The organism is Bradyrhizobium retamae (assembly GCF_001440415.1).
Taxonomy (GTDB): Bacteria; Pseudomonadota; Alphaproteobacteria; order Rhizobiales; family Xanthobacteraceae; genus Bradyrhizobium; species Bradyrhizobium retamae.
In genome coordinates, this window is sequence record NZ_LLYA01000159.1 from 1 (window position 1) to 21,838 (window position 21,838).

At 63.8% G+C, this 21,838-nt stretch carries 20 protein-coding genes; 14 read left to right on the forward strand and 6 right to left on the reverse strand.

Features of this window, described 5'->3' with window-relative positions:
• Positions 1-216: 216 nt before the first annotated feature.
• Positions 217-3,054, reverse strand: coding sequence for a preprotein translocase subunit SecA (gene secA, locus CQ13_RS20165; protein WP_057844594.1), 2,838 nt, complete (start codon positions 3,052-3,054; stop codon positions 217-219).
• Between the two features lie 344 nt (positions 3,055-3,398).
• Between secA and CQ13_RS20170 the strand changes: the two genes are divergently transcribed.
• From CQ13_RS20170 to CQ13_RS20180, 3 genes are all read left to right on the forward strand, one after another.
• Positions 3,399-4,319 carry a peptidylprolyl isomerase gene (locus CQ13_RS20170; protein WP_057844595.1) on the forward strand — a complete coding sequence of 307 codons (921 nt, stop codon included), beginning with the start codon at positions 3,399-3,401 and terminating at the stop codon, positions 4,317-4,319.
• A gap of 160 nt (positions 4,320-4,479) precedes the next feature.
• Complete coding sequence (gene argJ / locus CQ13_RS20175; protein WP_057844596.1) at positions 4,480-5,721, forward strand: bifunctional glutamate N-acetyltransferase/amino-acid acetyltransferase ArgJ; 1,242 nt, start codon at positions 4,480-4,482, stop codon at positions 5,719-5,721.
• 15 nt (positions 5,722-5,736) lie between these two features.
• Entirely contained in the window at positions 5,737-6,147 is a 411-nt protein-coding gene (locus tag CQ13_RS20180) for a (deoxy)nucleoside triphosphate pyrophosphohydrolase (RefSeq protein WP_057844597.1), read from the forward strand.
• A 234-nt stretch (positions 6,148-6,381) separates the two neighbouring features.
• Here the strand turns inward: CQ13_RS20180 and CQ13_RS20185 are convergent, their stop codons facing one another.
• Positions 6,382-7,227 carry a methyltransferase domain-containing protein gene (locus CQ13_RS20185; protein WP_057844598.1) on the reverse strand — a complete coding sequence of 282 codons (846 nt, stop codon included), beginning with the start codon at positions 7,225-7,227 and terminating at the stop codon, positions 6,382-6,384.
• Between the two features lie 77 nt (positions 7,228-7,304).
• Here CQ13_RS20185 and CQ13_RS20190 point away from each other — a divergent pair, with 77 nt between their 5' ends.
• From CQ13_RS20190 to CQ13_RS20205, 4 genes are read left to right on the forward strand one after another with little or no spacing between them, the layout of a single operon-like run.
• On the forward strand, positions 7,305-8,114 hold the full coding sequence (locus CQ13_RS20190) for a ComF family protein (protein ID WP_057844599.1): 810 nt from the start codon (positions 7,305-7,307) through the stop codon (positions 8,112-8,114).
• Positions 8,115-8,157: 43 nt separating this feature from the next.
• On the forward strand, positions 8,158-8,430 hold the full coding sequence (gene grxC, locus CQ13_RS20195; RefSeq protein ID WP_057844600.1) for a glutaredoxin 3: 273 nt from the start codon (positions 8,158-8,160) through the stop codon (positions 8,428-8,430).
• A complete protein-coding gene (locus CQ13_RS20200; RefSeq protein ID WP_057844601.1) occupies positions 8,427-9,305 on the forward strand; it encodes a carbon-nitrogen hydrolase family protein in 879 nt (292 codons plus the stop codon). The genes grxC and CQ13_RS20200 overlap by 4 nt, the downstream gene beginning before the upstream one ends.
• Positions 9,302-9,772, forward strand: a complete 471-nt coding sequence (locus CQ13_RS20205; protein WP_057844602.1) for a DUF1178 family protein — start codon at positions 9,302-9,304, stop codon at positions 9,770-9,772. The genes CQ13_RS20200 and CQ13_RS20205 overlap by 4 nt, the downstream gene beginning before the upstream one ends.
• Positions 9,773-9,870: 98 nt before the next feature.
• Here CQ13_RS20205 and CQ13_RS20210 read toward each other — a convergent pair whose 3' ends face one another.
• From CQ13_RS20210 to CQ13_RS20220, 3 genes are all read right to left on the reverse strand, one after another.
• Complete coding sequence (locus CQ13_RS20210) at positions 9,871-10,770, reverse strand: DMT family transporter (RefSeq protein WP_057844603.1); 900 nt, start codon at positions 10,768-10,770, stop codon at positions 9,871-9,873.
• A 289-nt stretch (positions 10,771-11,059) separates the two neighbouring features.
• A complete protein-coding gene (gene ubiG, locus CQ13_RS20215; protein ID WP_057844604.1) occupies positions 11,060-11,815 on the reverse strand; it encodes a bifunctional 2-polyprenyl-6-hydroxyphenol methylase/3-demethylubiquinol 3-O-methyltransferase UbiG in 756 nt (251 codons plus the stop codon).
• Positions 11,816-11,818: 3 nt separating this feature from the next.
• Positions 11,819-12,298 carry a PH domain-containing protein gene (locus CQ13_RS20220; RefSeq protein WP_057844605.1) on the reverse strand — a complete coding sequence of 160 codons (480 nt, stop codon included), beginning with the start codon at positions 12,296-12,298 and terminating at the stop codon, positions 11,819-11,821.
• A gap of 175 nt (positions 12,299-12,473) precedes the next feature.
• Here CQ13_RS20220 and CQ13_RS20225 point away from each other — a divergent pair, with 175 nt between their 5' ends.
• The 5 genes from CQ13_RS20225 to CQ13_RS20245 all read left to right on the forward strand — a co-directional run bounded on the left by CQ13_RS20225 (position 12,474) and on the right by CQ13_RS20245 (position 19,556).
• The gene (locus CQ13_RS20225) at positions 12,474-13,727 is read left to right on the forward strand and encodes an aspartate kinase (RefSeq protein WP_057844606.1); all 1,254 of its coding nucleotides are present in this window, start codon (positions 12,474-12,476) and stop codon (positions 13,725-13,727) included.
• Positions 13,728-14,046: 319 nt separating this feature from the next.
• The gene (gene ptsP, locus CQ13_RS20230) at positions 14,047-16,314 is read left to right on the forward strand and encodes a phosphoenolpyruvate--protein phosphotransferase (RefSeq protein ID WP_057844607.1); all 2,268 of its coding nucleotides are present in this window, start codon (positions 14,047-14,049) and stop codon (positions 16,312-16,314) included.
• 56 nt (positions 16,315-16,370) lie between these two features.
• Complete coding sequence (prfA, locus tag CQ13_RS20235) at positions 16,371-17,450, forward strand: peptide chain release factor 1 (RefSeq protein ID WP_057844608.1); 1,080 nt, start codon at positions 16,371-16,373, stop codon at positions 17,448-17,450.
• Complete coding sequence (prmC, locus tag CQ13_RS20240; RefSeq protein WP_057844609.1) at positions 17,447-18,319, forward strand: peptide chain release factor N(5)-glutamine methyltransferase; 873 nt, start codon at positions 17,447-17,449, stop codon at positions 18,317-18,319. The genes prfA and prmC overlap by 4 nt, the downstream gene beginning before the upstream one ends.
• Positions 18,320-18,806: 487 nt before the next feature.
• Positions 18,807-19,556, forward strand: coding sequence for a DUF4167 domain-containing protein (locus tag CQ13_RS20245; protein ID WP_057844610.1), 750 nt, complete (start codon positions 18,807-18,809; stop codon positions 19,554-19,556).
• Between the two features lie 103 nt (positions 19,557-19,659).
• Here the strand turns inward: CQ13_RS20245 and CQ13_RS20250 are convergent, their stop codons facing one another.
• The gene (locus CQ13_RS20250; protein ID WP_156433776.1) at positions 19,660-20,415 is read right to left on the reverse strand and encodes a methyltransferase domain-containing protein; all 756 of its coding nucleotides are present in this window, start codon (positions 20,413-20,415) and stop codon (positions 19,660-19,662) included.
• Between the two features lie 120 nt (positions 20,416-20,535).
• Between CQ13_RS20250 and gloB the strand changes: the two genes are divergently transcribed.
• Positions 20,536-21,303 (forward strand): hydroxyacylglutathione hydrolase, encoded by a 768-nt coding sequence (gene gloB / locus CQ13_RS20255; RefSeq protein WP_057844611.1) that lies wholly within the window; start codon positions 20,536-20,538, stop codon positions 21,301-21,303.
• Positions 21,303-21,737, forward strand: coding sequence for a cupin domain-containing protein (locus CQ13_RS20260; RefSeq protein ID WP_156433777.1), 435 nt, complete (start codon positions 21,303-21,305; stop codon positions 21,735-21,737). The genes gloB and CQ13_RS20260 overlap by 1 nt, the downstream gene beginning before the upstream one ends.
• The last annotated feature ends 101 nt before the right edge of the window (positions 21,738-21,838 follow it).

A 21,838-nucleotide genomic window follows, 5' to 3' on the forward strand; every position in this document is an offset into this window, starting at 1 on the left:
AACCCGCTGATTTGGGAATCCCAAATCGATTCAGCCTAAACTCATCCCGCTTTAGAGGATGATCCGCGCCTTCGCAGCGATCAGCTAAATTCGCGTACGCATTCAATCGTCATGGCCCGCCAACGGGTCGGCCGAATGGCCGCCCGATGACAGGCTCCGGCGAAGCGTCCGGTACTCCGGGACACTTGCAAGTGCGGAAGCCGCGCTGCGTTGCGCTCACGCGTACTTGCCGTGGCAGTGCTTGTACTTCTTGCCGCTTCCGCAAGGGCAATCCTCGTTACGGCCGACCTTGCCCCAGCTTACGGGGTTTTTCGGATCGCGATCGGCGGCCGGAGCCTGGGGCACCAGCGAGGCGTTGGCAAAGGCCATCTCGTCTTCGCCGGTATCGGGATCGAACTTGTGCGCTTCCATCGCCGGCAGCACCGGCTGCTGCTCTTCCGGCGGCACGATCTCGACGCGCATCAATTGCGCCGTCACCGCCTCGCGCAGATGCGCGGTCATTGCCTCATACAGGCCGAAGGCTTCCGACTTGTATTCCTGCAAGGGATCGCGCTGGCCATAGCCGCGCAGGCCGATCACCTGACGCAGATGATCGAGCATGATCAGGTGCTCGCGCCAGAGGTGATCGAGCGTCTGCAACAGGATGGTTTTCTCGACATAGCGCATCACGTCGGGACCCCATTGCGCGACCTTGGCCGCCATGTGCTCGTCGACGCGCTGCTCGATCCGCGTCAGCAGTTCCTCGTCGGCAATGCCTTCCTCCTTGGCCCATTCATCGACCGGCAGATCGATGTCGAGCACGCGCTTCAATTCCTCCTTGAGGCCGGCGACATCCCACTGCTCGGCATAGGCGTGTTCCGGCACATGCTTGACGACGATGTCGTCGATGAAGTCATGGCGCATGTCCGCAACCATTTCGGCCACGCTGTCGCTCTTCATCAAGTCGACGCGCTGGTCGAAGATCACCTTGCGCTGGTCGTTCTGGACGTTGTCGAACTTGAGCAAGTTCTTGCGGATATCGAAGTTGCGCGCCTCGACCTTCTGCTGCGCCTTCTCCAGCGCCTTGTTGATCCACGGATGGATGATGGCCTCGCCCTCCTTCAGGCCAAGCCGCTGCAGCATGGTATCGAGCCGGTCGGAGCCGAAGATCCGCATCAGATCGTCTTCCAGCGACAGGAAGAACTTTGAGCGGCCCGGATCGCCCTGGCGACCGGAACGGCCGCGGAGCTGGTTGTCGATGCGGCGGGATTCATGTCGCTCCGAGCCCATGATGTAGAGCCCGCCGGGCTTGGTCACGGTCTTGGCCGCCTTTGAGCCCTTGGCAGGCTCGAGCTCCACCACTTCCTCGGCCTTCAGCACGATCTCGCGGAAGCGCTCGATGTCGGCCTTGATCTGTTCGATCTTTTTGGCCTTCTCGGCCTCGTCGGTGATGTCGGCGGTCTCCTGAAGGATCCGCATCTCGAGCGAGCCGCCGAGTTTGATGTCGGTACCGCGGCCGGCCATGTTGGTCGCGATCGTGATCGCACCGGGCACGCCGGCCTCGGCAACGATATAGGCTTCCTGCTCGTGGAAGCGCGCGTTCAGCACCGCAAACAGTTTTGCCGGCTTGCCGGCGCGCGCCGCGGCATAGAGCTTTTCCAGCGCGACGTCGTTGCCGAAATCGATCTGCTTGTAGCCGTGCTTCTTCAGATAGTCGGCCAGCACTTCCGACTTTTCGATCGAGGCGGTGCCGACCAGCACCGGCTGCAGCCGTGCATTGGCGCGCTCGATCTCGGCCAGGATGGCGGCGTATTTCTCGGTCTGGGTGCGGTAGACCTCGTCGTCCTCGTCGAGACGCGCCACCGGCAGATTGGTCGGGATTTCCACGACCTCGAGCTTGTAGATGTCGAACAATTCGTCGGCTTCGGTCGCGGCCGTACCGGTCATGCCCGCGAGCTTTTCGTACATCCGGAAATAGTTCTGGAACGTGATCGAGGCCAGCGTCTGGTTTTCCGGCTGGACCTGAACGTGCTCCTTGGCTTCCAGCGCCTGGTGCAGGCCTTCCGAATAGCGCCGTCCCGGCATCATGCGGCCGGTGAACTCGTCGATGATGATGACTTCGCCGTCGCGGACGATGTAGTCCTTGTCGCGGGTGAACAGCGAATGCGCCCGCAGCGCCTGGTTGATGTGGTGCACGACCGAGACGTTCTCGACGTCGTAGAGCGACTCGCCCTTGAGCTGGCCGGCGTCGCGCAGCAGCGTCTCGATCTTCTCCATACCGGCTTCTGTCAGCGTCACCGTGCGCTGCTTCTCGTCGACCTCGTAGTCGGTCTTGTCGAGCTTGGGGAAGAAGGTGTCGATGGTGTTGTAGAAATCCGAGCGGTCGTCGAGCGGGCCGGAGATGATCAGCGGCGTGCGCGCCTCGTCGATCAGGATCGAGTCGACTTCGTCGACGATGGCGTAGAAATGACCGCGCTGGACCATGTCCTCCAGCCGGTACTTCATATTGTCGCGCAGATAATCGAAACCGTATTCGTTGTTGGTGCCGTAGGTGATGTCGCGCGAATAGGCTTCCTTGCGCTCGCCATCATCGAGACCATGGACAATGACGCCGACGGTCAAGCCGAGGAAATTGTAGATCTGGCCCATCCATTCGCTGTCGCGGCGGGCGAGATAGTCGTTGACGGTGACGACGTGGACGCCCCGGCTGGCCAGTGCGTTGAGATAGACCGCGAGCGTCGCCACCAGCGTCTTGCCTTCGCCGGTCTTCATCTCGGCGATGTCGCCCTCATGCAGCACCATGCCGCCGATCAACTGGACGTCGAAATGCCGCTGGCCGAGGGTGCGCTTGGCGGCCTCGCGGACGGTCGCGAAGGCTGGAACCAGAATGTCGTCGAGCGTCTTGCCGTCGGCGAGCTGCTGGCGGAATTCGGCGGTGCGGGCTTTCAGCGCCTCATCCGAGAGTTTCGCGAGCTCGGGCTCAAGCGCGTTGATGGCGTTGACGCGGGATTGATATCCCTTCACCCGCCGGTCGTTGGCGGAGCCGAAAAACTTGCGGGCGAGCGCGCCGATCATGCCAATTCCTGCCTTTGCCGTTACTTGCGTTGCAAGCCGTAATGGACCACCAAGTTGCCTATCAACTCACCGTGACGCACGTCGGCAAATACCCGTTCCGGGGCGTCATCCGCCTAATGAGTGGGAATTAAGCAATCCAAGGTTCAACGGCAAAAAACGCAGTAAAATAAGCGCTATCGCCGCTGTACGATCCGGCACAGATATGGCCGGGTTCGGGCCTTGTCAACGTGGGTCCATATGTCAAGGAATTCATCATTTTGACAGACTTTTCGCGTTGCCAAGGCCGCATGATTGGGCGAGTGTCCCGCCGCCTTTGGCGCCCCTCTTCAAGACAAGGATTTTCCATGACCACCTCGTTCCCGGAAACGAAAACCGGCCTGCGCTTCGGCACGGCCTGCTCACGGGGTTCTTTGGCCGTAATGGCCTGTCTGGCTGCGGTTCTTGCCGCCGGCCTGCCGGTTCGTGCCCAGGACAACCCCGTTCTCGCCAAGGTTAACGGTGCAGAGATCCGCCAGAGCGACGTCGCGCTCGCGGAAGAGGAACTCGGCCCCAGCCTCGCGCAAATGGACCCGGCGACCAAGAAGGATAACGTGCTGGCGTTCCTGATCGACCTGAAAATCGTCGCCAAGGCCGCCGAGGACAAGAAGGTCGAGAATTCCGAAGACTTCAAGAAGCGTCTGGCGTTCACGCGCAGCCGCCTTTTGATGGACAGCCTGCTGGCCACCGAGGGCAAGGCGGCGACCACCGACGCGGCCATGAAGCAGGTCTATGAGGAGGCCGCCAAGCAGATCACCGGCGAAATGGAGGTCCACGCCCGCCATATCCTGGTCGAGACGGAGGACGAGGCCAAGACGATCGCGGAAGAGCTGAAGAAGGGCGGCGACTTCGCCGAACTGGCGAAGAAGAAGTCCAAGGACCCCGGCGCCTCCGATGGCGGCGATCTCGGCTTCTTCACGAAGGAACAGATGGTGCCGGAATTCTCCGCCGTCGCCTTCACGCTCGAACCCGGCAAGATCTCCGATCCCGTCAAGTCGCAATTCGGCTGGCACCTGATCAAGGTCGAGGAAAAGCGCGCCCGCAAGGCGCCCGAGTTCGAGCAGGTCAAGGCCCAGATCGAGACCTATGTGACGCGCAAGGCGCAGGCCGAATACGTCGCCAAGCTGCGCGAAGCCGCCAAGGTCGAGCGCATGGATAAGCCGGCCGAGGCCACCAAGCCGGATGCCGCCAAGCCCGCGGACTCCAAGATGGCGCCGCCGAAGAAGTAAAAAATCGCTGTCACTTCTTCGAGACCGATAGTATCTACCATCGTCATGGCCGGGCCGAAGCGCCCGGCCGTTCCATGTCCGGGGACCGGTTGACAGGCCCTGAAGACGTCGATGCCGGCGTAGATCCGGCGATGGTTGATCTGGTCGAAGAGGTGCTCGCATGTCCACCACCGTTTCCCCCCTCGCCCCGACCGATGTCCCGGAGATGCCCGCGATCGCGGGTGTGAAGCTTGCCACCGCCGCCGCCGGCATCCGCTACAAGGGGCGCACCGATGTGCTGCTCGCCGTCATGGACAAGGGCACCACGGTCGCCGGCGTGTTCACCAAATCGAAATGCCCGTCCGCGCCGGTTGAATGGTGCCGCGCCAAGCTCGGCCGGGGACAAGCCCGCGCGCTGGTGGTGAATTCCGGCAATGCCAACGCATTCACCGGCAAGACCGGCAAGCAGTCGACGGCGCTGACCGCGCAAACCGCCGCAAAGGCGGTTGGCTGCACCACCGCCGACGTGTTCCTCGCCTCCACCGGAGTGATCGGCGAGCCGCTCGACGCCACCAAGTTCGACGGCGTGCTGGCAACGCTGGCGGATACCGCCACGCCCGACCATTGGATGGATGCGGCGAAGGCCATCATGACAACCGACACCTTTCCGAAGGTCGCAACCGCCACGGTGAAGCTCGGCAAGGCCAAGGTCACGATCAACGGCATGGCCAAGGGCGCCGGCATGATCGCGCCAGATATGGCGACCATGCTGTCCTTCGTGTTCACCGATGCGCCGCTGTCGTCCGCCGTGCTGCAGTCGCTGCTCAAGAGCGGCGTCGAGGACACTTTCAACGCCATCACCATCGACAGCGACACCTCGACCTCGGATACGCTGCTGGCCTTCGCCACCGGCGCGGCCGCCGACGATGGCGCGCCAAAGATCAGCCGCGCCAGCGATCCGCGGCTGAAGGCGTTTGCCAGGGCTTTCCAGAGTGTGCTGGCCGACCTTGCCGAACAGGTGGCCCGCGACGGCGAAGGCGCGCGCAAACTGGTCGAGGTTATCGTCGAAGGCGCGACCACCAAGAACTCCGCGCGCAAGATCGCCATGTCGATCGCGAATTCGCCGCTGGTGAAGACGGCGATTGCGGGTGAAGACGCCAATTGGGGCCGCGTGGTGATGGCGGTCGGCAAGGCTGGCGAGCCCGCCAACCGCGACAAGCTTTCGATCTCGTTCAACGGCATTCGCGTCGCCAAGAGCGGCGCGCGCGATCCGTCCTACAACGAGGCGGAGGTTTCCGAGGTGATGAAGAACCCGAAGATCCAGATCAAGGTTGCGCTTGGCCTCGGCAAGGGACGCGATCGCGTACTCACCTGCGACCTCACCAAGGAGTATGTCGCGATCAATGGTGACTACCGGTCATGAGCGAGACGGGGGCACATGGCTGATATCAAGCTCACCCTCGTGGTCGCCTGCGCCCTGGTCGATGCCGACAAGCGCGTGCTGATCGCGCAGCGCCCGGAAGGAAAGGCGCTCGCAGGCTTATGGGAATTTCCCGGCGGCAAGGTCGAGCCCGGCGAGCGGCCGGAGCAGACCCTGATCCGCGAACTGCATGAAGAGCTCGGCATCGACGTCAGCGAGCCATGCCTGGCGCCGCTGACGTTTGCGAGCCACGCCTATGAAAGCTTTCATCTGTTGATGCCGCTCTACATCTGCCGGCGCTGGGAAGGCATGGTGATGGCGCGCGAAGGCCAGCAACTGGCCTGGGTCCGCGCCAACAGGCTGCGCGAATACCCGATGCCGCCCGCGGACATTCCGCTGATCCCGCATCTGATCGATTTGCTGATGTAGCGGCTGCGTACTCGGCCGTCATGCCCGGTCCGGGCATCCATCGATCTTCAAAGAGCCTTCGAGCGCAGCGCCTCTTCGGCGGCACGCAGAGCCCAGACACAAAAACGCGAAAACAACCCCATGCAAAGTCGAATGGGGCCGGCTCGCCGCACGCGTGCTGCTTGCGTCCGGGGTACGAGAAGAAAAATGGTCCGTCGTCACGGCCTAACCTAATCTCATCCCGCTTCAGGTCGTCTATTTGGGAGCAGTTTTCTTCACGGCCGCTTCCAGGCTTGCTTTCGCCGAGCCGGGCTTCAACGGCTTCTGCTGGCTCTCATGCGGCGCCCAGCCTGACAGCCAGATCACATCGAAGGTCGCGCGGATACGGCCGTCCGCATCCGCAAAACGCTCGCTGTAAATCTGCGCCATCCGCAGCATGGTGGCGCGGCGGGTCGGCGTGCGCCGCCGCTCGATCAGGATATTGGTCGCACCCATCCGCCTGATATCAGCCATCAGCGCAAACGCGCTGTCGTAGCGCACCACGACGCGATCGACGTCGGTGACCGGCAGCGCAAGCCCTGCGCGCTGCAGCAGGCTGCCGATGTCGCGCAAATCCGCAAACGGCGCGACGCGCGGCGATACCCCGCCCTCGCATTCGGCTTCCGCCGCGGCAAAGCTCTGCCGAAGCTCCGTCAACGTATCGCCCCCGATCATCGCCGCCAGCAACAGCCCATCCGGCTTCAACGCGCGGCGGATCTGGGCCAGAACGCCGGGTAGATCGTTGACGAACTGGAATGCGAGCGCGGAAACCGCAAGATCGAGCGATTGCGGCGGCAAGCGCAGCGTTTCGGATTGATCGACATCGATGCGGGTGATGGATGAGAAGCGACCGGCCAATGGCTTCTGCAGGAGCTCGCCCGGCGTCCAGATCTCGGCCACATCGGCAAAACTTCGCGTCACCGCCTGCAGCCGCTCTTCGAAATCTTCCCTGATACGATCGAGCAGGAATGTCGCCGGCCCGCCGCGCCGCGCGCGGTCAAGCCGCGCGCGCAAGAGCGCACGGTCGAACAGGATGGGCGCGCTGGCCGGGTTCGAAGCCATGCCGGTTGGTACGCTGGCTGCCTATCTCTGGCAATGCCGTGCTTGAGCCGCGCACGGCACGGCGCTAGCCTCACGCCATGGACGCTGAGGCATCACCACCACGCTCCATTTCCAGCCAGCTTCGCGGCGCGCTGAGCGCCTGCCGCGACGCATTCGCGCATCTGCCGCGGCTCGCGCTCGACATCGCACTGCCGACGCAATGCGTTTCCTGCCGCGAACCGGTTCATGGCGAGGGCGTTTGCGCGGCATGCTGGGCCAAACTGTCGTTCATCGCACCACCATTCTGTCCGCGACTCGGCATCCCCTTCGTCTACGATCCCGGCCCCGAATTGCTGTCGATGGAGGCGATCGCTAATCCGCCGGCCTACCAGCGCGCCCGCGCCGCGGTGCGCTATGACGACGTCGCGCGAACCCTGGTTCATGCGCTGAAGTACCAGGATCGCACCGATCTGGCGCCCGCGATGGGCCGCTGGATGGCCCGGGCGGGCAAGGAATTACTTGATGAAGCTGACGTGCTGGTCCCAGTTCCCCTGCACTGGCGACGCGGCTGGAGCCGCCGCTACAACCAGTCCGGCGCGCTGGCGCGGGTGATTTCGCGCCAAACCGGCGTCAAACTGGCCTCTGAGGCGCTTCGTCGCATTCGCGCGACCGAGCAGCAGATCGGGCTGTCCCGACCACAGCGCGCCAGCAATGTGCAGGGCGCCTTCAAGGTCGCCGCCGACCGCGTGGCCGACATCCAGGGCCGCCGCGTCATCCTGATCGACGACGTGCTGACGTCAGGCGCCACGACCGACGCTTGCGCCCGGGCGTTACTGCGCGCCAAGGCCGCGCAGGTCGACGTGCTGGTATTCGCGCGGGTTGTGGACAGCCACCGGGCTCCCATATAATTCAAAGACTTGTAATTCAAAGACTTGCAAATCAGAGCGCGCTATGACTGCCATTGAAATCTATACCCGCCCGGGCTGCGGCTACTGCACCGCCGCCAAATCGCTGCTGACGCGCAAGAGCGCCGCGTTCACCGAACTGAACGTGGCCACCGACCCGGCCTATCGCGAGCAGATGTATGACCGCGCAGGCCACGGCTCGACCTTCCCTCAGATCTTCATCGGCACAACGCATGTCGGCGGCTGTGACGAGCTTTATGCACTGGACCGCGCGGGCAAGCTCGACGCCTTGCTGGCGGGAGAAAAGGCCCCCTCATGAGCGCTGGTTCCACCTTCACCGCTGCCATGGTGCAGATGCGCACCGGGCTGCTGCCCGAACCGAGCCTCGAACAGGGCGTCAACCTGATCCGCGAGGCCGCGGCGCAAGGTGCCGATTACGTGCTCACGCCCGAAGTAAGCAACATGATGCAACTGAATCGCAGAGCGCTGTTCGAGCATCTTGCATCGGAAGCAGACGACCTCTCGCTGAAAGCCTATCGCGCGCTGGCGGCGGAGCTGAAGATTTATCTTCACATCGGCTCGCTGGCGCTGCGCTTCTCGCCCGAGCGCGCCGTCAACCGCTCGTTCCTGATCGGGCCCGACGGCAACTTGCGCGCCAGCTATGACAAGATCCACATGTTCGATATCGACCTGCCCGGCGGCGAAAGCTATCGCGAATCCGCCAACTACCAGCCGGGCGAAACTGCCGTGATTTCCGATCTGCCGTGGGGGCGGATCGGACTGACGATCTGCTATGACGTGCGGTTTCCGGCGCTCTATCGCGCGCTGGCCGAGGCCGGCGCGTCGTTCCTCACCGTGCCCTCGGCCTTCACCAGGAAAACCGGCGAGGCACATTGGCACACGCTATTGCGCGCCCGCGCCATCGAGACCGGCTGCTTCGTTTTCGCCGCGGCGCAGGCTGGCATGCATGAGAACAAGCGCGAGACCTACGGGCATTCACTGATCATCGACCCCTGGGGCGAGATCCTCGCCGAGGGCGGCGTCGAGCCCGGCGTGTTCCTCGCCAAGATCGACACATCGAGGGTCGAGACGGCTCGGAGAGCCGTGCCGTCGCTGCAGCATGGCAGGCGCTTCGGCATTGCCGATCCCAAGGCCGGCCCCGAGCATCTGCACCTCGTCCGGGGCTCGGCATGATCCGCTACAACCTTCGCTGCGAGAAGGGCCATGCTTTCGAAAGCTGGTTTCAAAGCTCCGCGGCTTACGAGACCCAGGAAAAGCGCAGGCTGGTGAGCTGCCCGAATTGCGGCTCGGTCAAGGTCGAGCGCGCCATCATGGCTCCGCAGATCGTCAGCAGGAAAGGCCGCGAGCAAGCCGCGCCTACGCCGGCCGCGCCTGCGGAAGCAACCGGATCGGAATCGACGCCGCTGTTGATGGCGCAGGAGCGCGAGCTGCGCGCCAAGCTGAAGGAATTGCGCGATCACATCGTCAAGAATGCCGACAATGTCGGTGAGCGCTTTCCCAACGAAGCCCGCAAGATGCATTACGGCGACATCGAGCATCGCCCGATCTACGGCGAAGCCACGCCGGATGAGGCGCGCGCGCTGATCGACGAAGGCGTCGAGGTCTCCCCGCTGCCGGTACTGCCGGACGACCGGAATTGACGCGAGGCGTAATTTCGGGGCACGCGTCTTCGCGTGACCCCGGAATCTCGAGATTCCGGGTTCGATGCTTTCGCATCGCCCCGGAATGACTCCGTGAGCTACACCGCCACCAGCAGCGCCACGCCGATCACAATCAGCACGATGCCGAACAGCTCACGTGCCGACATCGGCTGCTTGAACGAGTAATACGACACGGCCTGCGCGAACAGCACTTCGACCAGCGCCAGCGTGCGCACGTTTGCCGCTGCCGTCAGTGCAAGTGCCAGAAACCAGAACTGCGAGGCGAACGCACCCATGAAACCCGCGAGCATCGAGGGCTTCCACAATCCCAAAATTGCCTTCAGCACGTCAGGCGCGCGGGCGAGCAGATAGATCGTCAGCACCAGTGTCTGCACGAACAGGCCGAACACCAGCGTGCAGGACGCTGCCGTTACGAACGTCACGCCGGGCACGGAAATAACGGCGCCGCGAAAGCCGACCGCCGACAATGCGAAGAAGCCTGCGGCGACGAGACCGACGATGGTCGGCCTGATCTCCGCAAAGCTCTTTTCGCCGCCAGGCCGCAGCGCCGTGATCACCACGCCCACCGTCGCGATGACGATCGCGATCACCTTGAGCCAAGTGAGGTGATCGCCAAGGAAGATGAAGCCGAAGATCGCGGCCTGGATCGCCTCGGTCTTGAGATACGCGGTGGTCACCACGAAGGAGCGGTCGTTCATCGCCACTAGCATCATGCCGGTGGCGACGATCTGGCTGAGCGCACCGAGCAGCAGCCACGGCCAGAACACGGGCGCCGGCCACGGCACCTTGTCGCCGGTCGCCGCCAGCACCACGGCCAGGAACAGAATCGAAAACGGAAAGCCGAACAGGAAGCGGATATTGGTCGCGCCCCAAGTCCCGAGCGGTCCCGTCAACGACCGCTGCATCGCATTGCGCGCGACCTGTCCCAGCGCAGCGATGATGGTGAAGGGAATCCAGAGCGTGGCGACGGAGAGCATGGGAAATACCGGCGGGATGCTGCTGCACCGTGCCGGGCGCAACGAAGGCGGTCAACCGGAGCGGCGTCATGACTGGAATGCGCGCGCCACAAACACGCTGTCGTCCCTGCGAAAAGCAGGGACCCCAAGCGTGAGCGCGTGCGCTCATCGCTACGCCGCGGCCTCTCAAGCTATTCCGCTGGCCGACGGCCTTCGTGCGACAACAAACCGATGTGGTTATGGGTCCCTGCGTTCGCATGCAGTTCGCAGGGACGACACTGGTTATGCGGTCAAGATTCCCGCATCAAACTCACACCCCTTCCGCCACCACCATGTAGTTCACGTCCATGTCGGACGAGATGCTCCATCGATCGGCGAGCGGGTTATAGACCACGCCGGCCTGCTCGGTGATGGTGAGGCGGTTGCTGGCGAGATGGCGGGCGAGTTCGTCCGGAGTGACAAACTTGTCCCATTGATGGGTGCCGCGCGGCAGCCAGCGCAGCACATATTCGGCGCCGACGATCGCTAGCGCAAAACTCTTCCAGTTGCGGTTCAGTGTCGAGACCACCATCATCCCGCCCGGCTTGACCATCGCCGCGCAGCGGGCGAGGAACGCGCTGACATCGGTGACATGCTCGATCACTTCCATCGCCAGCACGACGTCGAACCGCTCGCGATGGTCCATCTGCTCGACGGTAGTGCAGCGATAATCGATCGACAGATGCCCCTTGTCGGCGTGCAGCTTGGCAGCCGCAATATTGGTCGCGGACGGATCGATCCCGATCACCTGCGCGCCCAGCCGCGTCAACGGCTCGCACAACAGGCCAGCGCCGCAACCGATATCGAGGATGCGCAGGCCCGAGAGACAACTCAAGCTCCTGGCGTTACGCTCAAACTTGCGGCAGGCGGCGTCGCGGATATAGGCGAGCCGCAGCGGGTTGATCTTGTGCAGCGGGGCCATCTTGCCTTTGGGGTCCCACCACTCATCCGACAATTTCGAAAATTTCGCGACCTCGGCCGGATCGACGGTAGAGCCTGTGGCGGAAGCGTTTTGCTGCATGGCCATGACTTACGTACCGGCCGGTCGTGCCGTGATGGCATTGCGAAATGCCAGTGGCGAAGCAATGGTGTCGAGGGTCTTGCCACCCTCGCCGACCCCCGAGACCGTTACGTCGCCGTAGTTGAGGATGCGGCCGAGGATGCTCTGGTTGACGTCGACGCTCTCGACCTTGTCCACACTCATCTCGAACGTCTGCCGCTGAACAAAGCCGGTCTTGTGGACCACACGGAAATTGGTGACGTCGGTCTCGGTGGTCCATCGATGGAACCAGGCGGTGACCGTTTTGTACAACGCAGCGATGGCTGATATCCCCGCCAGCGACAGACAGATCAGTACGGATGGGCCCGCTGGCACCATACCCGAGATCACCAGGAATACGCCCGCCACAATCCAGCCGATGATCGCCGGCAAGAAAAATATCCAATGCGCATTGGTCGAATACAGCACCCTCTCGCCGGGCTGCAGAATATCATCGATATAACGCCCCATACGCTCGCCCTGAATTAACCCGCCACCACAGCAATTCCCGTCATTTTGGGTCGAAAACGGAACCGGGGGTGCTTGCCCCGGACCGCGTCGCTATGTATACGCCGCTTTCGGCCCGGGCGCTCCACTTTCCGTGCGGGTCACCTAACTTATCCTCACAGGGAATGCACGCGTCGTCATGGGCCGCCTCGTGATGAAATTCGGCGGCACGTCCGTCGCCAACATCGACCGAATCCGCAACGTCGCGCGCCACGTCAAGCGCGAAGTCGACGCCGGGCATGATGTCGCCGTCGTGGTGTCGGCCATGGCCGGCAAGACCAACGAGCTGGTCGACTGGTGCGGCGACGCCTCGCCGCTGCATGATGCGCGCGAATATGACGCCGTGGTGGCATCCGGCGAACAGGTGACCTCGGGCCTGCTCGCGATCGTGCTGCAGGGCATGGGCATCCAGGCCCGCTCATGGCAGGGCTGGCAGATCCCGATCAAGACCTCGGACGCCCACGCCTCGGCACGGATTCTCGAGATCGACGGCAGCGAGATCACCGCTCGCTTTAAGGATCGCCAGGAGGTCGCCGTCATTGCCGGCTTCCAGGGCATCAACCCGCAGACCAACCGGATCACCACGCTTGGGCGCGGCGGCTCAGATACTTCGGCGGTGGCGATCGCCGCCGCCATCCGGGCCGACCGCTGCGACATCTACACCGACGTCGATGGCGTCTACACCACCGATCCGCGGGCGGTTCCCAAGGCGCGGCGGCTCGACAAGATCGCCTTCGAGGACATGCTGGAACTGGCTTCGCAGGGCGCCAAGGTTCTGCAGGTGCGCTCGGTGGAACTCGGCATGGTGCACAACATGCCCGTGTTCGTTCGTTCCAGCTTCGACAAGCCAGAGGATATCGACCCGCACGGCACCCCGCCGGGCACGCTGATCTGCAGCGAGGAGGAAATCATGGAAAGCCACGTCGTCACCGGCATCGCCTTCTCCAAGGACGAAGCCCAGATTTCCGTGCGCCAGATCGAGGACAAGCCAGGCGTTGCGGCGGCGATCTTCGGCCCGCTCGCGGAAGCCAACATCAATGTCGACATGATCGTCCAGAACGTCTCCGAGGACGGCAAGACCACCGATCTCACCTTCACCGTGCCGGCCTCCGATTATACCCGCGCCCGCGACACCATCACTTCGGCCAAGGCCAAGATCGGCTATGCCCGGCTCGACACCGCCACCGACGTGGCCAAGGTTTCGGTGATCGGCAGCGGCATGCGCAGCCATGCCGGCGTCGCCGCGCAGGCGTTCACCGCGCTAGCCCTGCGCAACATCAACATCCGCGCCATCACCACCTCCGAGATCAAGTTTTCGGTGCTGATCGACGCCGCCTATACCGAACTTGCGGTGCGCACGCTGCACACGCTCTACGGGCTCGATCAGACTTAGAACGATTTTCTCTCAAATTTAGCGCATGGTCTGATCCCAGACCGGCTTGGTTTGCCGGATCAAGCGTTTCGCCGGCGCAACATCGGCCCTGACCCACACGTTATTGCTTCTGGCAGGCGTTTTGCTTGGCAAAGCAAGCCTCGATTGGCTATACGGCCTGTGAGGTGCGTTGCCGCAAACTGCACCACAGGCGATCTCGATTCGGCCTGGATAGGCGGCTAGCGGCGGCGCCGAATGAATATAATTGTACGGTTTCGTGCGTTTCACGCCAGCTGCCGGCCACCCGGCGGGCTGGCCTTGCGGGGGAGGATACCAGCACATGCGGAGCACGTCGGGAGGTCCCCGCGTCTTGTTGAGACGGCTCCGCGAAACCATGGCGGAGAAGGTCTCGGCGCAGGAACGCCTGGACAAGATCGTGGTGTTGATCGCGGCCAACATGGTGGCCGAGGTCTGCTCCTGTTACGTGCTGCGCATCGATAACACGCTCGAACTTTACGCCACCGAGGGTCTGAACCGCGACGCGGTGCACCGCACGGTGCTGAACGCGCACGAGGGTCTCGTCGGCCTCGTCGCCAGCGAGGCCAGCCCGCTCAACCTCTCGGACGCGCAGAGCCATCCGGCCTTCTCGTTCCGCCCGGAAACCGGCGAAGAAATCTACCATTCGTTCCTCGGCGTGCCGATCCTGCGCGCCGGCAACACGCTCGGCGTGCTGGTAGTGCAGAACCGCGCCAAGCGCACCTATGTCGAGGAAGAGGTCGAGGCGCTGCAGACCACCGCCATGGTGCTGGCGGAAATGATCGCCTCGGGCGAACTGGCGGCGCTGGCGCAGCCCGGCGCGGAACCGGCGGCGCGGCATTCGCTGCACAAAACCGGCGCGATCCTCTCCGACGGCATCGCGCTGGGCCATGTCGTGCTGCACGAGCCGCGTGTCGTCATCACCAACTACATCGCCGAAGACCTGCCGAAGGAAGTCAAGAAGCTGGATGCAGCGCTGACCAAGCTGCGCGCCGATCTCGACCGCATGCTGGAGCGCGGCGACGTCGCCGATGGCGGCGAGCACCGCGAGGTGCTGGAAGCCTACCGGATGTTTGCCAACGACCACGGCTGGTCGCACAAGCTGCATGAGGCGGTCGCTACCGGCCTCACCGCGGAAGCCGCGGTCGAGCGCGTGCAGTCCGACACTCGCGCGCGCATGCTGCGCTCGACCGATCCTTATCTGCGCGACCGCCTGCACGACCTGGAAGACCTCGGCCATCGCCTGATGCGGCAACTGGTCGGCCAGGATCACGCGCCCTCGCGCGAGCAGCTTCCCGAAAACGCCATTCTGATCGCGCGCGCGATGGGACCGGCGGCGCTGCTCGACTACGATCGTAAGCGGCTGCGCGGCCTGGTGCTGGAGGAAGGCACCGCGAATTCCCACGTCTCGATCGTGGCGCGCGCGCTCGGAATCCCTGCGGTCGGCGAAATCCCGAACGCGCCCGGCATTGCCGACCCCGGCGATCCCATCATCGTCGACGGCACCTCGGGCTCGATCTATGTCCGCCCCTCGGCCGAGATCGAATCGGCCTATGCCGAGCGGGTGCGGTTTCGCGCGCGGCGACAGGCACAGTATGCCGCGCTGCGCGACAAACCCTGTGTGACCAAGGACGGCCAGTCGGTCGAGCTGATGATCAACGCGGGCCTCGTCGTCGACCTGCCGCATATCGACGACACCGGCAGCGCGGGCATCGGGCTGTTCCGCACCGAGTTGCAGTTCATGGTCGGCCAGAGCCTGCCGCGCGCTTCCGACCAACTCGCGCTCTATCGCACCGTGCTGGACGCCGCCGGCTCCAAGCCGGTCACGTTCCGCACCCTCGATATTGGCGGCGACAAGGCGCTGCCCTATATGGAGACCGTGATCGAGGAAAACCCGGCGCTCGGTTGGCGCGCGATCCGGCTCGGGCTCGACCGGCCGGGACTGTTGCGCGGCCAGATTCGTGCGCTGCTGCGGGCCGGCGGCGGCCGCGCGCTGAAGATCATGTTTCCGATGATTTCGGAAGTCGCCGAATTCGACCAGGCCAAGGCCATCGTCGAACGCGAATTGACCTACCTGCGCCAGCATGGCCACGCGTTGCCGGAACGTATTGACGTCGGCACCATGGTGGAAGTGCCGGCGCTGCTCTACCAACTCGACGAACTCTTGAAGAAGGTCGATTTCGTTTCGGTCGGTTCGAACGACCTGTTCCAGTTCTTGTTTGCGGTCGACCGCGGCAACGCAAAAGTTTCCGAACGGTTCGACACCATGTCGGTGCCGATCCTGCGTGCGCTGCGCGATATCGTGCGGAGAGCGCAAGCTGCGAAGAAGATGGCCTCGCTATGCGGCGAGATGGCCTCAAAGCCGCTCGGCGCGCTGGCGCTGATCGCGCTCGGCTACCGCTCGCTGTCGCTGTCGGCCACCGCGCACGGCCCGGTCAAGGCCATGATCCTCGACCTCGACGCCAAAAAGGCGGAAGCTGTCCTGATGCCGCTGCTCGATGCGCCGTCCGGCAGCGTCTCGATCCGGCAGAAGCTGACGGAGTTCGCGGAAGCCGAGGGGCTGTCGTTGTAGCGAGGCTCTGTCCCGACAACGCCACCCTTCCGTATCCGCTGCCTGAGAAATACGCCATGTTGCCCGAAGCCAAACTCGATATCCTGCTCGCCCATCATGCCTCGCTCGAGGCCGCGCTGCTGGGCCAGGTCAATTCCGAAAAATACGTCCAGATCACGCGCGAGCTCGCCGAGCTCAATCCGCTGATCGATGCGGTCAAGGCGTATCGAACGGCGCGTGCCGAGATTGCGGGCGCCGAACAGCTCTTGGCTGATGCCGGCACCGATCCCGAAATCCGCAGCATGGCCGAAGCCGAGCTCGAAACGCTGCAGGCGCGCGTCGCTGACCTCGAGCAGAAGATTCGCGTGGCGCTGCTGCCCAAGGACGCCATGGACGACCGCAACGTAATGCTGGAAATCCGCGCCGGCACCGGCGGCGACGAGGCCTCGCTGTTCGCCGGCGACCTGTTCCGCATGTATGAGCGGTTTGCCGCCTTGCAGGGCTGGAAAGTCGAGGTGATCTCGGCCTCGGAAGGTACCGTGGGCGGCTACAAGGAAATCATCGCCGAGGTGCAGGGCCGCGGCGCGTTCGCCAAGCTGAAATTCGAATCCGGCGTGCACCGCGTGCAGCGCGTGCCCGACACGGAAACACAGGGGCGGATTCACACCTCGGCTGCAACGGTGGCGGTTCTGCCCGAGGTCGAGGATGTCGATGTCGACATCAAGAATGAAGATCTGCGGATCGAAACCATGCGCGCGCAAGGCGCCGGCGGCCAGCACGTCAACAAGACTGAATCCGCGATCCGTATCACGCACATTCCGACCGGCATCGTGGTGATGATGCAGGACAGCCGCTCGCAGCACAAAAACCGCGCTTCCGCGATGAACATCCTGCGCTCGCGCATCTACGACGCCGAGCGCCAGCGCGCCGATGCCGCGCGCTCCGCTGACCGCAAGGAGAAGGTCGGCTCCGGCGACCGAAGCGAGCGCATCCGCACCTATAATTTCCCGCAGGGCCGCGTCACCGATCACCGCATCAACTTGACGCTCTACAAATTGCCGCAGGTGATTTCGGGCGAAGCGCTGGGCGAACTGATCGACGCGTTGACGACCGAGCACCAGGCCGCCCAGCTCGCCGCACAGGGCGCGGCGGCGTGAGAGCGCCGACCGTCGAGGCCGCCCGACGCGCGCTCGCAGCGAGACTCAAAGCCGCCGCCATGGAATCCGCCGAGCTCGACGCACGGATTCTGACAGGCCATGCACTTGGCCTCGACCTGACCGGCTTGATATCGGCTGCACAGCGCGAGCTCACCTCGGACGAATCCGCCCGCCTCGAAGCTTTCATGCGCCGACGTCTCGCAGGCGAGCCGGTCGCCCGCATCATCGGCGAAAAGGAATTTTGGGGTCTGCCCTTGCGACTCTCAGCCGCAACGCTGGTGCCGCGGCCCGATACCGAGACGGTGGTCGAACTGGCGCTGGAACTGTTGCGCGCCGGCGGCGACCTCAATCGTCCCTTACGCATCGCGGACCTCGGCACCGGCTCCGGCGCGATCCTGCTGGCGCTCTTGTCGGAGCTGCCAGCGGCGCATGGATTCGGGACCGACATTTCGGAAGCCGCCCTGCAGACCGCCGCCGCCAACGCGGCGCGTTCAGCGCTATCTGATCGCGCGACGTTCGTCGCCTGCGATTATGCCGGCGGATTATCCGGCACGTTCGATCTGATTGTTTCGAATCCGCCCTACATTCGCTCGGCGGACATCGCTCACTTGGCCGAGGAGGTCAGGAACCACGACCCGCTCGCCGCGCTCGATGGTGGCGCCGACGGGCTGGACGCCTATCGCGCGTTGATCCCTCAGGCGGCCGGCCTCCTCGCCCCGGGGGCGGCTTTGGTCGTGGAGGCCGGAGAGGGCCAAAGCGGCCCAATCCAGGCCCTGATGACAAGCGCAGGGTTAACGCCCGCGACAGCCCCCAAGGCCGATCTGGCGGGCATTCCAAGGGCGGTCGCGGGCCACAAAATGGCCCGATAAAGTCCTTCTGGAACGCAAAAAAACCCCTTGGAATATTCCCCCGGAGCGACTACGTTCCGTTCACAACATCGGTCCAGGGCTGCTGGCCCCGTAAATCATACGGGTGAGGCCAGAGTTTCTCGAAACGAGAGCCCGCCGGGTGAAAGGTTCCAAACGCAGGTCGAATTGAGCGCAATAGCTGGAGCTGTGCTGCTCTCGACCGTAAAGCGAACGAAAGCCTGATATTGCGCTTGAATACTTACGCAACAGCCAGTCACGCGAAGCCGTCACGCAAGACGGTTAGACTGGTTTTGGCAGGCTGAATGATTTGATCCGGCGGGCAAATGTGCCGCCGATTGGGGAACGCGTCTTTGCTGAACGCGAGGGTTGGCGAAATCGACGACATGAATTTGAACGGCATCGTGATTCGGTGCGCCTGAGTGCGCGCCCGATCGGATCAGGCTACGACGGCAACTGCAAAACATCAGGGCTGGAATAAAGGCGAGACATGAGAAACGGTCAAAACAACAAGCGGATGCGTAACCGGAACCAAGGCAGTAACCGGAACGATGGCCGGCGCGGTCAGAACCCGATGACCCGGGTATTCGAATCCAACGGGCCTGACATCAAGATCCGCGGCACCGCTTCGCACGTTGCGGAAAAATACGTTCAGCTAGCGCGCGACGCGCGCTCTTCCGGCGACCCGGTCGCGGCCGAGAATTACTACCAGCACGCCGAGCATTATTTCCGCCTGATCGCTGCTGCGCAGGAGCAGTTCCGGCAGAACCAGCCGCAGCCGCGCATCGACACCGAAACGCAGCCGACGGAAGACGGTGACGACGACGGCGAGAGTTTTTCGCATTTCGGCCAGGAGCCGGGCTTCGTCCCTCAGCAGCCACAGCCATATATCCGCGACAACAATCCGCGCGAAAATCCGCGCGAACAGCGCGGCGACAACCAGCCCTACCAGCGCGACCAACAGCCGCGCGAACACCATCGCGAACGCGAGCACCGTCCGCAGCCGCAGTATCAGCCGCAAACCCAGCCGCAGCCGGTGATTGCCGACACCGGCGGCGTCGATCGCCTGCCCTCCTTCATCACCGGACCGCAGCCTCAGGTGAACGGTGCGCCCGGCGGATATGAAGAGGGCCGCGGCGAGCGTTTCCCGCGCCGGCGCCGCCGGCCGCACGGCCCGCGCCCCGACAGCATGGCCGCGCCCGCCGCGCCAAGCGAAGATTTCAATCCGGGGAATGAGTAGGCGTCCGATTTCGTAAGCGTGGGCAAAGCGCTAGCGTGCCCACCAACTTGCTTGAAAACTGCGCACGAAATGGTGGGCACGGCGCATGCGCGCCTTTGCCTACCTACGATTCGCCCAGCTTATCCCGCGTTGCCGTCGATGACGGCACCAGCGCCGGCTCCAGCGACGGAATCAGCCGCGTACGTTCGCGGCCCGCGGGGATCGCGCGATAGACCTGTTTGGTCGCTTCCACGATATGGACGCCGGCGAACGGCAGCGACAGCGCGGCGCCGACACGCTCCCACGCCATCGCCGAGCGCAGAAACCAGCCATTGCCGACCGGCGGCAGAAACAGCGCCTCGCCCCACGCCGCCGGCGTAAACCAGGTCTGCCGCAGCAATTGCGTGATCTGCGCGCGCGAATAGGGCCGGCCGTGACCGAACGGCGTATTGTCGGTGCGCGTCCACACGCCCCGCCGGTTCGGGATCACCGCAATCAGCCGGCCGGACGGCGCCAGCACCCGCCACACCTCGCGCAACAAGCGCTCCGGATCGTCCGACATCTCCAGCGCGTGAACCAGCAAGATTCGATCCATCGCGGCGTCCGGCAGCGGCATCGAGAATTCATCGATCAGAGATGCCAGCGCCGGCCGTCCCGTCGGCCATTTCAGGACGCCCTGCGCCGCCGGCATGAAAGCGATGCAGCGCTCCGAATCCTCGCGAAACAGCCCGAGATAGGGCGTCGGATAGCCGAGTCCGAGCACGCGCTGCCCCGCCGCATCGGACCAGCGCGCCCGAATGCCGCGGTTGATCAACTGCCGCGCCACGATGCCGAGGCGCTGCGAATAGAAATCCCGGAGATCGATGACGTCGATGGTCATGGGCACAATCTACCATACCGTGTTTCATTGCGGCGCGCCGAAAATGCCATTGCCGCGCAAGCGTTAACGCCATATTTCTTTCGGATTAGCGGGGCTGAAAGCCTTAACCACGGAGCTGTCATGGCCGCGGAAATTCGTACCTTCACCTGCCTCAACGACAATTTCGGCTATTTGATCCATGATCCCGCGACCAAGGCCACCGCGTCGGTCGACGCGCCCGAAGCCGCCCCGATCATCAAGGCGCTGGAGCGCGAAGGCTGGACGCTCACGGATATTCTCGTCACTCATCACCATCACGACCATGTTGGCGGCATTGCCGAGTTGAAGCAGAAATACAACTGCCGCGTCGTTGCACCGCACGACAAGTCCACCAAGATTGCCAATGTCGACCTGCGCACCGCCCATGGCGACGTAGTCAAGGTGGGAAGCCTGCTGGCGCGGGTGCTGGAAACACCGGGGCACACGCTCGATCATATCTCCTACGTATTCGACAACGAAAAGGCGGTGTTTGCCGCCGACACGCTGTTCTCGATCGGCTGCGGCCGGGTATTCGAGGGCAATTATCCGATGATGTGGGATTCCCTGTTGAAGCTCCGTGCGCTGCCGGATGATTTCAAGCTCTATTGCGGCCATGAATATACTGCCGCCAACATTAAATTCGCGCTCACCGTCGACGGCGACAATCCGGCGCTGAAAGCGCGCGCCGAGGAAGTCAGGCGGCTGCGCGCGGACAACAAGCCGACGATCCCGGTGCTGTTGGGCGAGGAGAAAAAAGCCAACGTGTTCCTGCGCGCCGACGAGCCGTCGGTGGCGGCCAAGCTGCACATGAAGGGCGCCAGCGCCGCCGAAGTGTTCGGCGAACTGCGCGAACGCAAGAACAAGTTCTGATGGCGCTGCCAAAACAAGCCGCCGAGATCATCGCGCGGCTCGACCTGAAGCCGCATCCCGAAGGCGGGCATTATCGCGAGACGTTTCGCGACGAAAGCGTGGACACCGCCGGGCGTTCGCGATCGACCGCGATCTATTTCCTGCTGGCACGCGGCGAACGCTCGCATTGGCATCGTATCGATGCGGTCGAGGTCTGGCATTATTACGCGGGCGCGGCGCTGACGCTGCAGATCGCAGATGACGGCGGCCGGCGCCGCGTCAAACTTGGGCCCGATCTCGCTGGCGGCGAGGTTCCGCAAGCCGTTGTGCCTCCGCACGCCTGGCAATCCGCTGAAAGCAGCGGCGACTGGACGCTGGTGGGATGCACCGTCGCCCCCGGATTCGAATTTGCGAAGTTTGAGCTGGCAAAACCGGACTGGTTCCCTGCGCGGTGAGGTGCCGGGGTCGCGCGCGAACAGCCACGCGGCCTCCCCAACCAGCAACCGCTGGAACGCCGGCCGGGCGACGATGTTGGTAGCGAAAGCCGCCCGCGGGC

Coding starts and splice junctions, on each gene's coding strand:
- CQ13_RS20245 (WP_057844610.1), top strand. CDS start 18,807: ATGAGAAACGGTCAAAACAACAAGCGGATGCGTAACCGGAACCAAGGC.
- prfA (WP_057844608.1), top strand. CDS start 16,371: ATGTTGCCCGAAGCCAAACTCGATATCCTGCTCGCCCATCATGCCTCG.
- CQ13_RS20210 (WP_057844603.1), bottom strand. CDS start 10,770: ATGCTCTCCGTCGCCACGCTCTGGATTCCCTTCACCATCATCGCTGCG.
- CQ13_RS20200 (WP_057844601.1), top strand. CDS start 8,427: ATGAGCGCTGGTTCCACCTTCACCGCTGCCATGGTGCAGATGCGCACC.
- CQ13_RS20220 (WP_057844605.1), bottom strand. CDS start 12,298: ATGGGGCGTTATATCGATGATATTCTGCAGCCCGGCGAGAGGGTGCTG.
- grxC (WP_057844600.1), top strand. CDS start 8,158: ATGACTGCCATTGAAATCTATACCCGCCCGGGCTGCGGCTACTGCACC.
- CQ13_RS20250 (WP_156433776.1), bottom strand. CDS start 20,415: ATGACCATCGACGTCATCGATCTCCGGGATTTCTATTCGCAGCGCCTC.
- CQ13_RS20225 (WP_057844606.1), top strand. CDS start 12,474: ATGGGCCGCCTCGTGATGAAATTCGGCGGCACGTCCGTCGCCAACATC.
- CQ13_RS20180 (WP_057844597.1), top strand. CDS start 5,737: ATGGCTGATATCAAGCTCACCCTCGTGGTCGCCTGCGCCCTGGTCGAT.
- CQ13_RS20190 (WP_057844599.1), top strand. CDS start 7,305: ATGGACGCTGAGGCATCACCACCACGCTCCATTTCCAGCCAGCTTCGC.
- CQ13_RS20205 (WP_057844602.1), top strand. CDS start 9,302: ATGATCCGCTACAACCTTCGCTGCGAGAAGGGCCATGCTTTCGAAAGC.
- CQ13_RS20170 (WP_057844595.1), top strand. CDS start 3,399: ATGACCACCTCGTTCCCGGAAACGAAAACCGGCCTGCGCTTCGGCACG.
- secA (WP_057844594.1), bottom strand. CDS start 3,054: ATGATCGGCGCGCTCGCCCGCAAGTTTTTCGGCTCCGCCAACGACCGG.
- gloB (WP_057844611.1), top strand. CDS start 20,536: ATGGCCGCGGAAATTCGTACCTTCACCTGCCTCAACGACAATTTCGGC.
- ptsP (WP_057844607.1), top strand. CDS start 14,047: ATGCGGAGCACGTCGGGAGGTCCCCGCGTCTTGTTGAGACGGCTCCGC.
- argJ (WP_057844596.1), top strand. CDS start 4,480: ATGTCCACCACCGTTTCCCCCCTCGCCCCGACCGATGTCCCGGAGATG.
- CQ13_RS20185 (WP_057844598.1), bottom strand. CDS start 7,227: ATGGCTTCGAACCCGGCCAGCGCGCCCATCCTGTTCGACCGTGCGCTC.
- CQ13_RS20260 (WP_156433777.1), top strand. CDS start 21,303: ATGGCGCTGCCAAAACAAGCCGCCGAGATCATCGCGCGGCTCGACCTG.
- ubiG (WP_057844604.1), bottom strand. CDS start 11,815: ATGGCCATGCAGCAAAACGCTTCCGCCACAGGCTCTACCGTCGATCCG.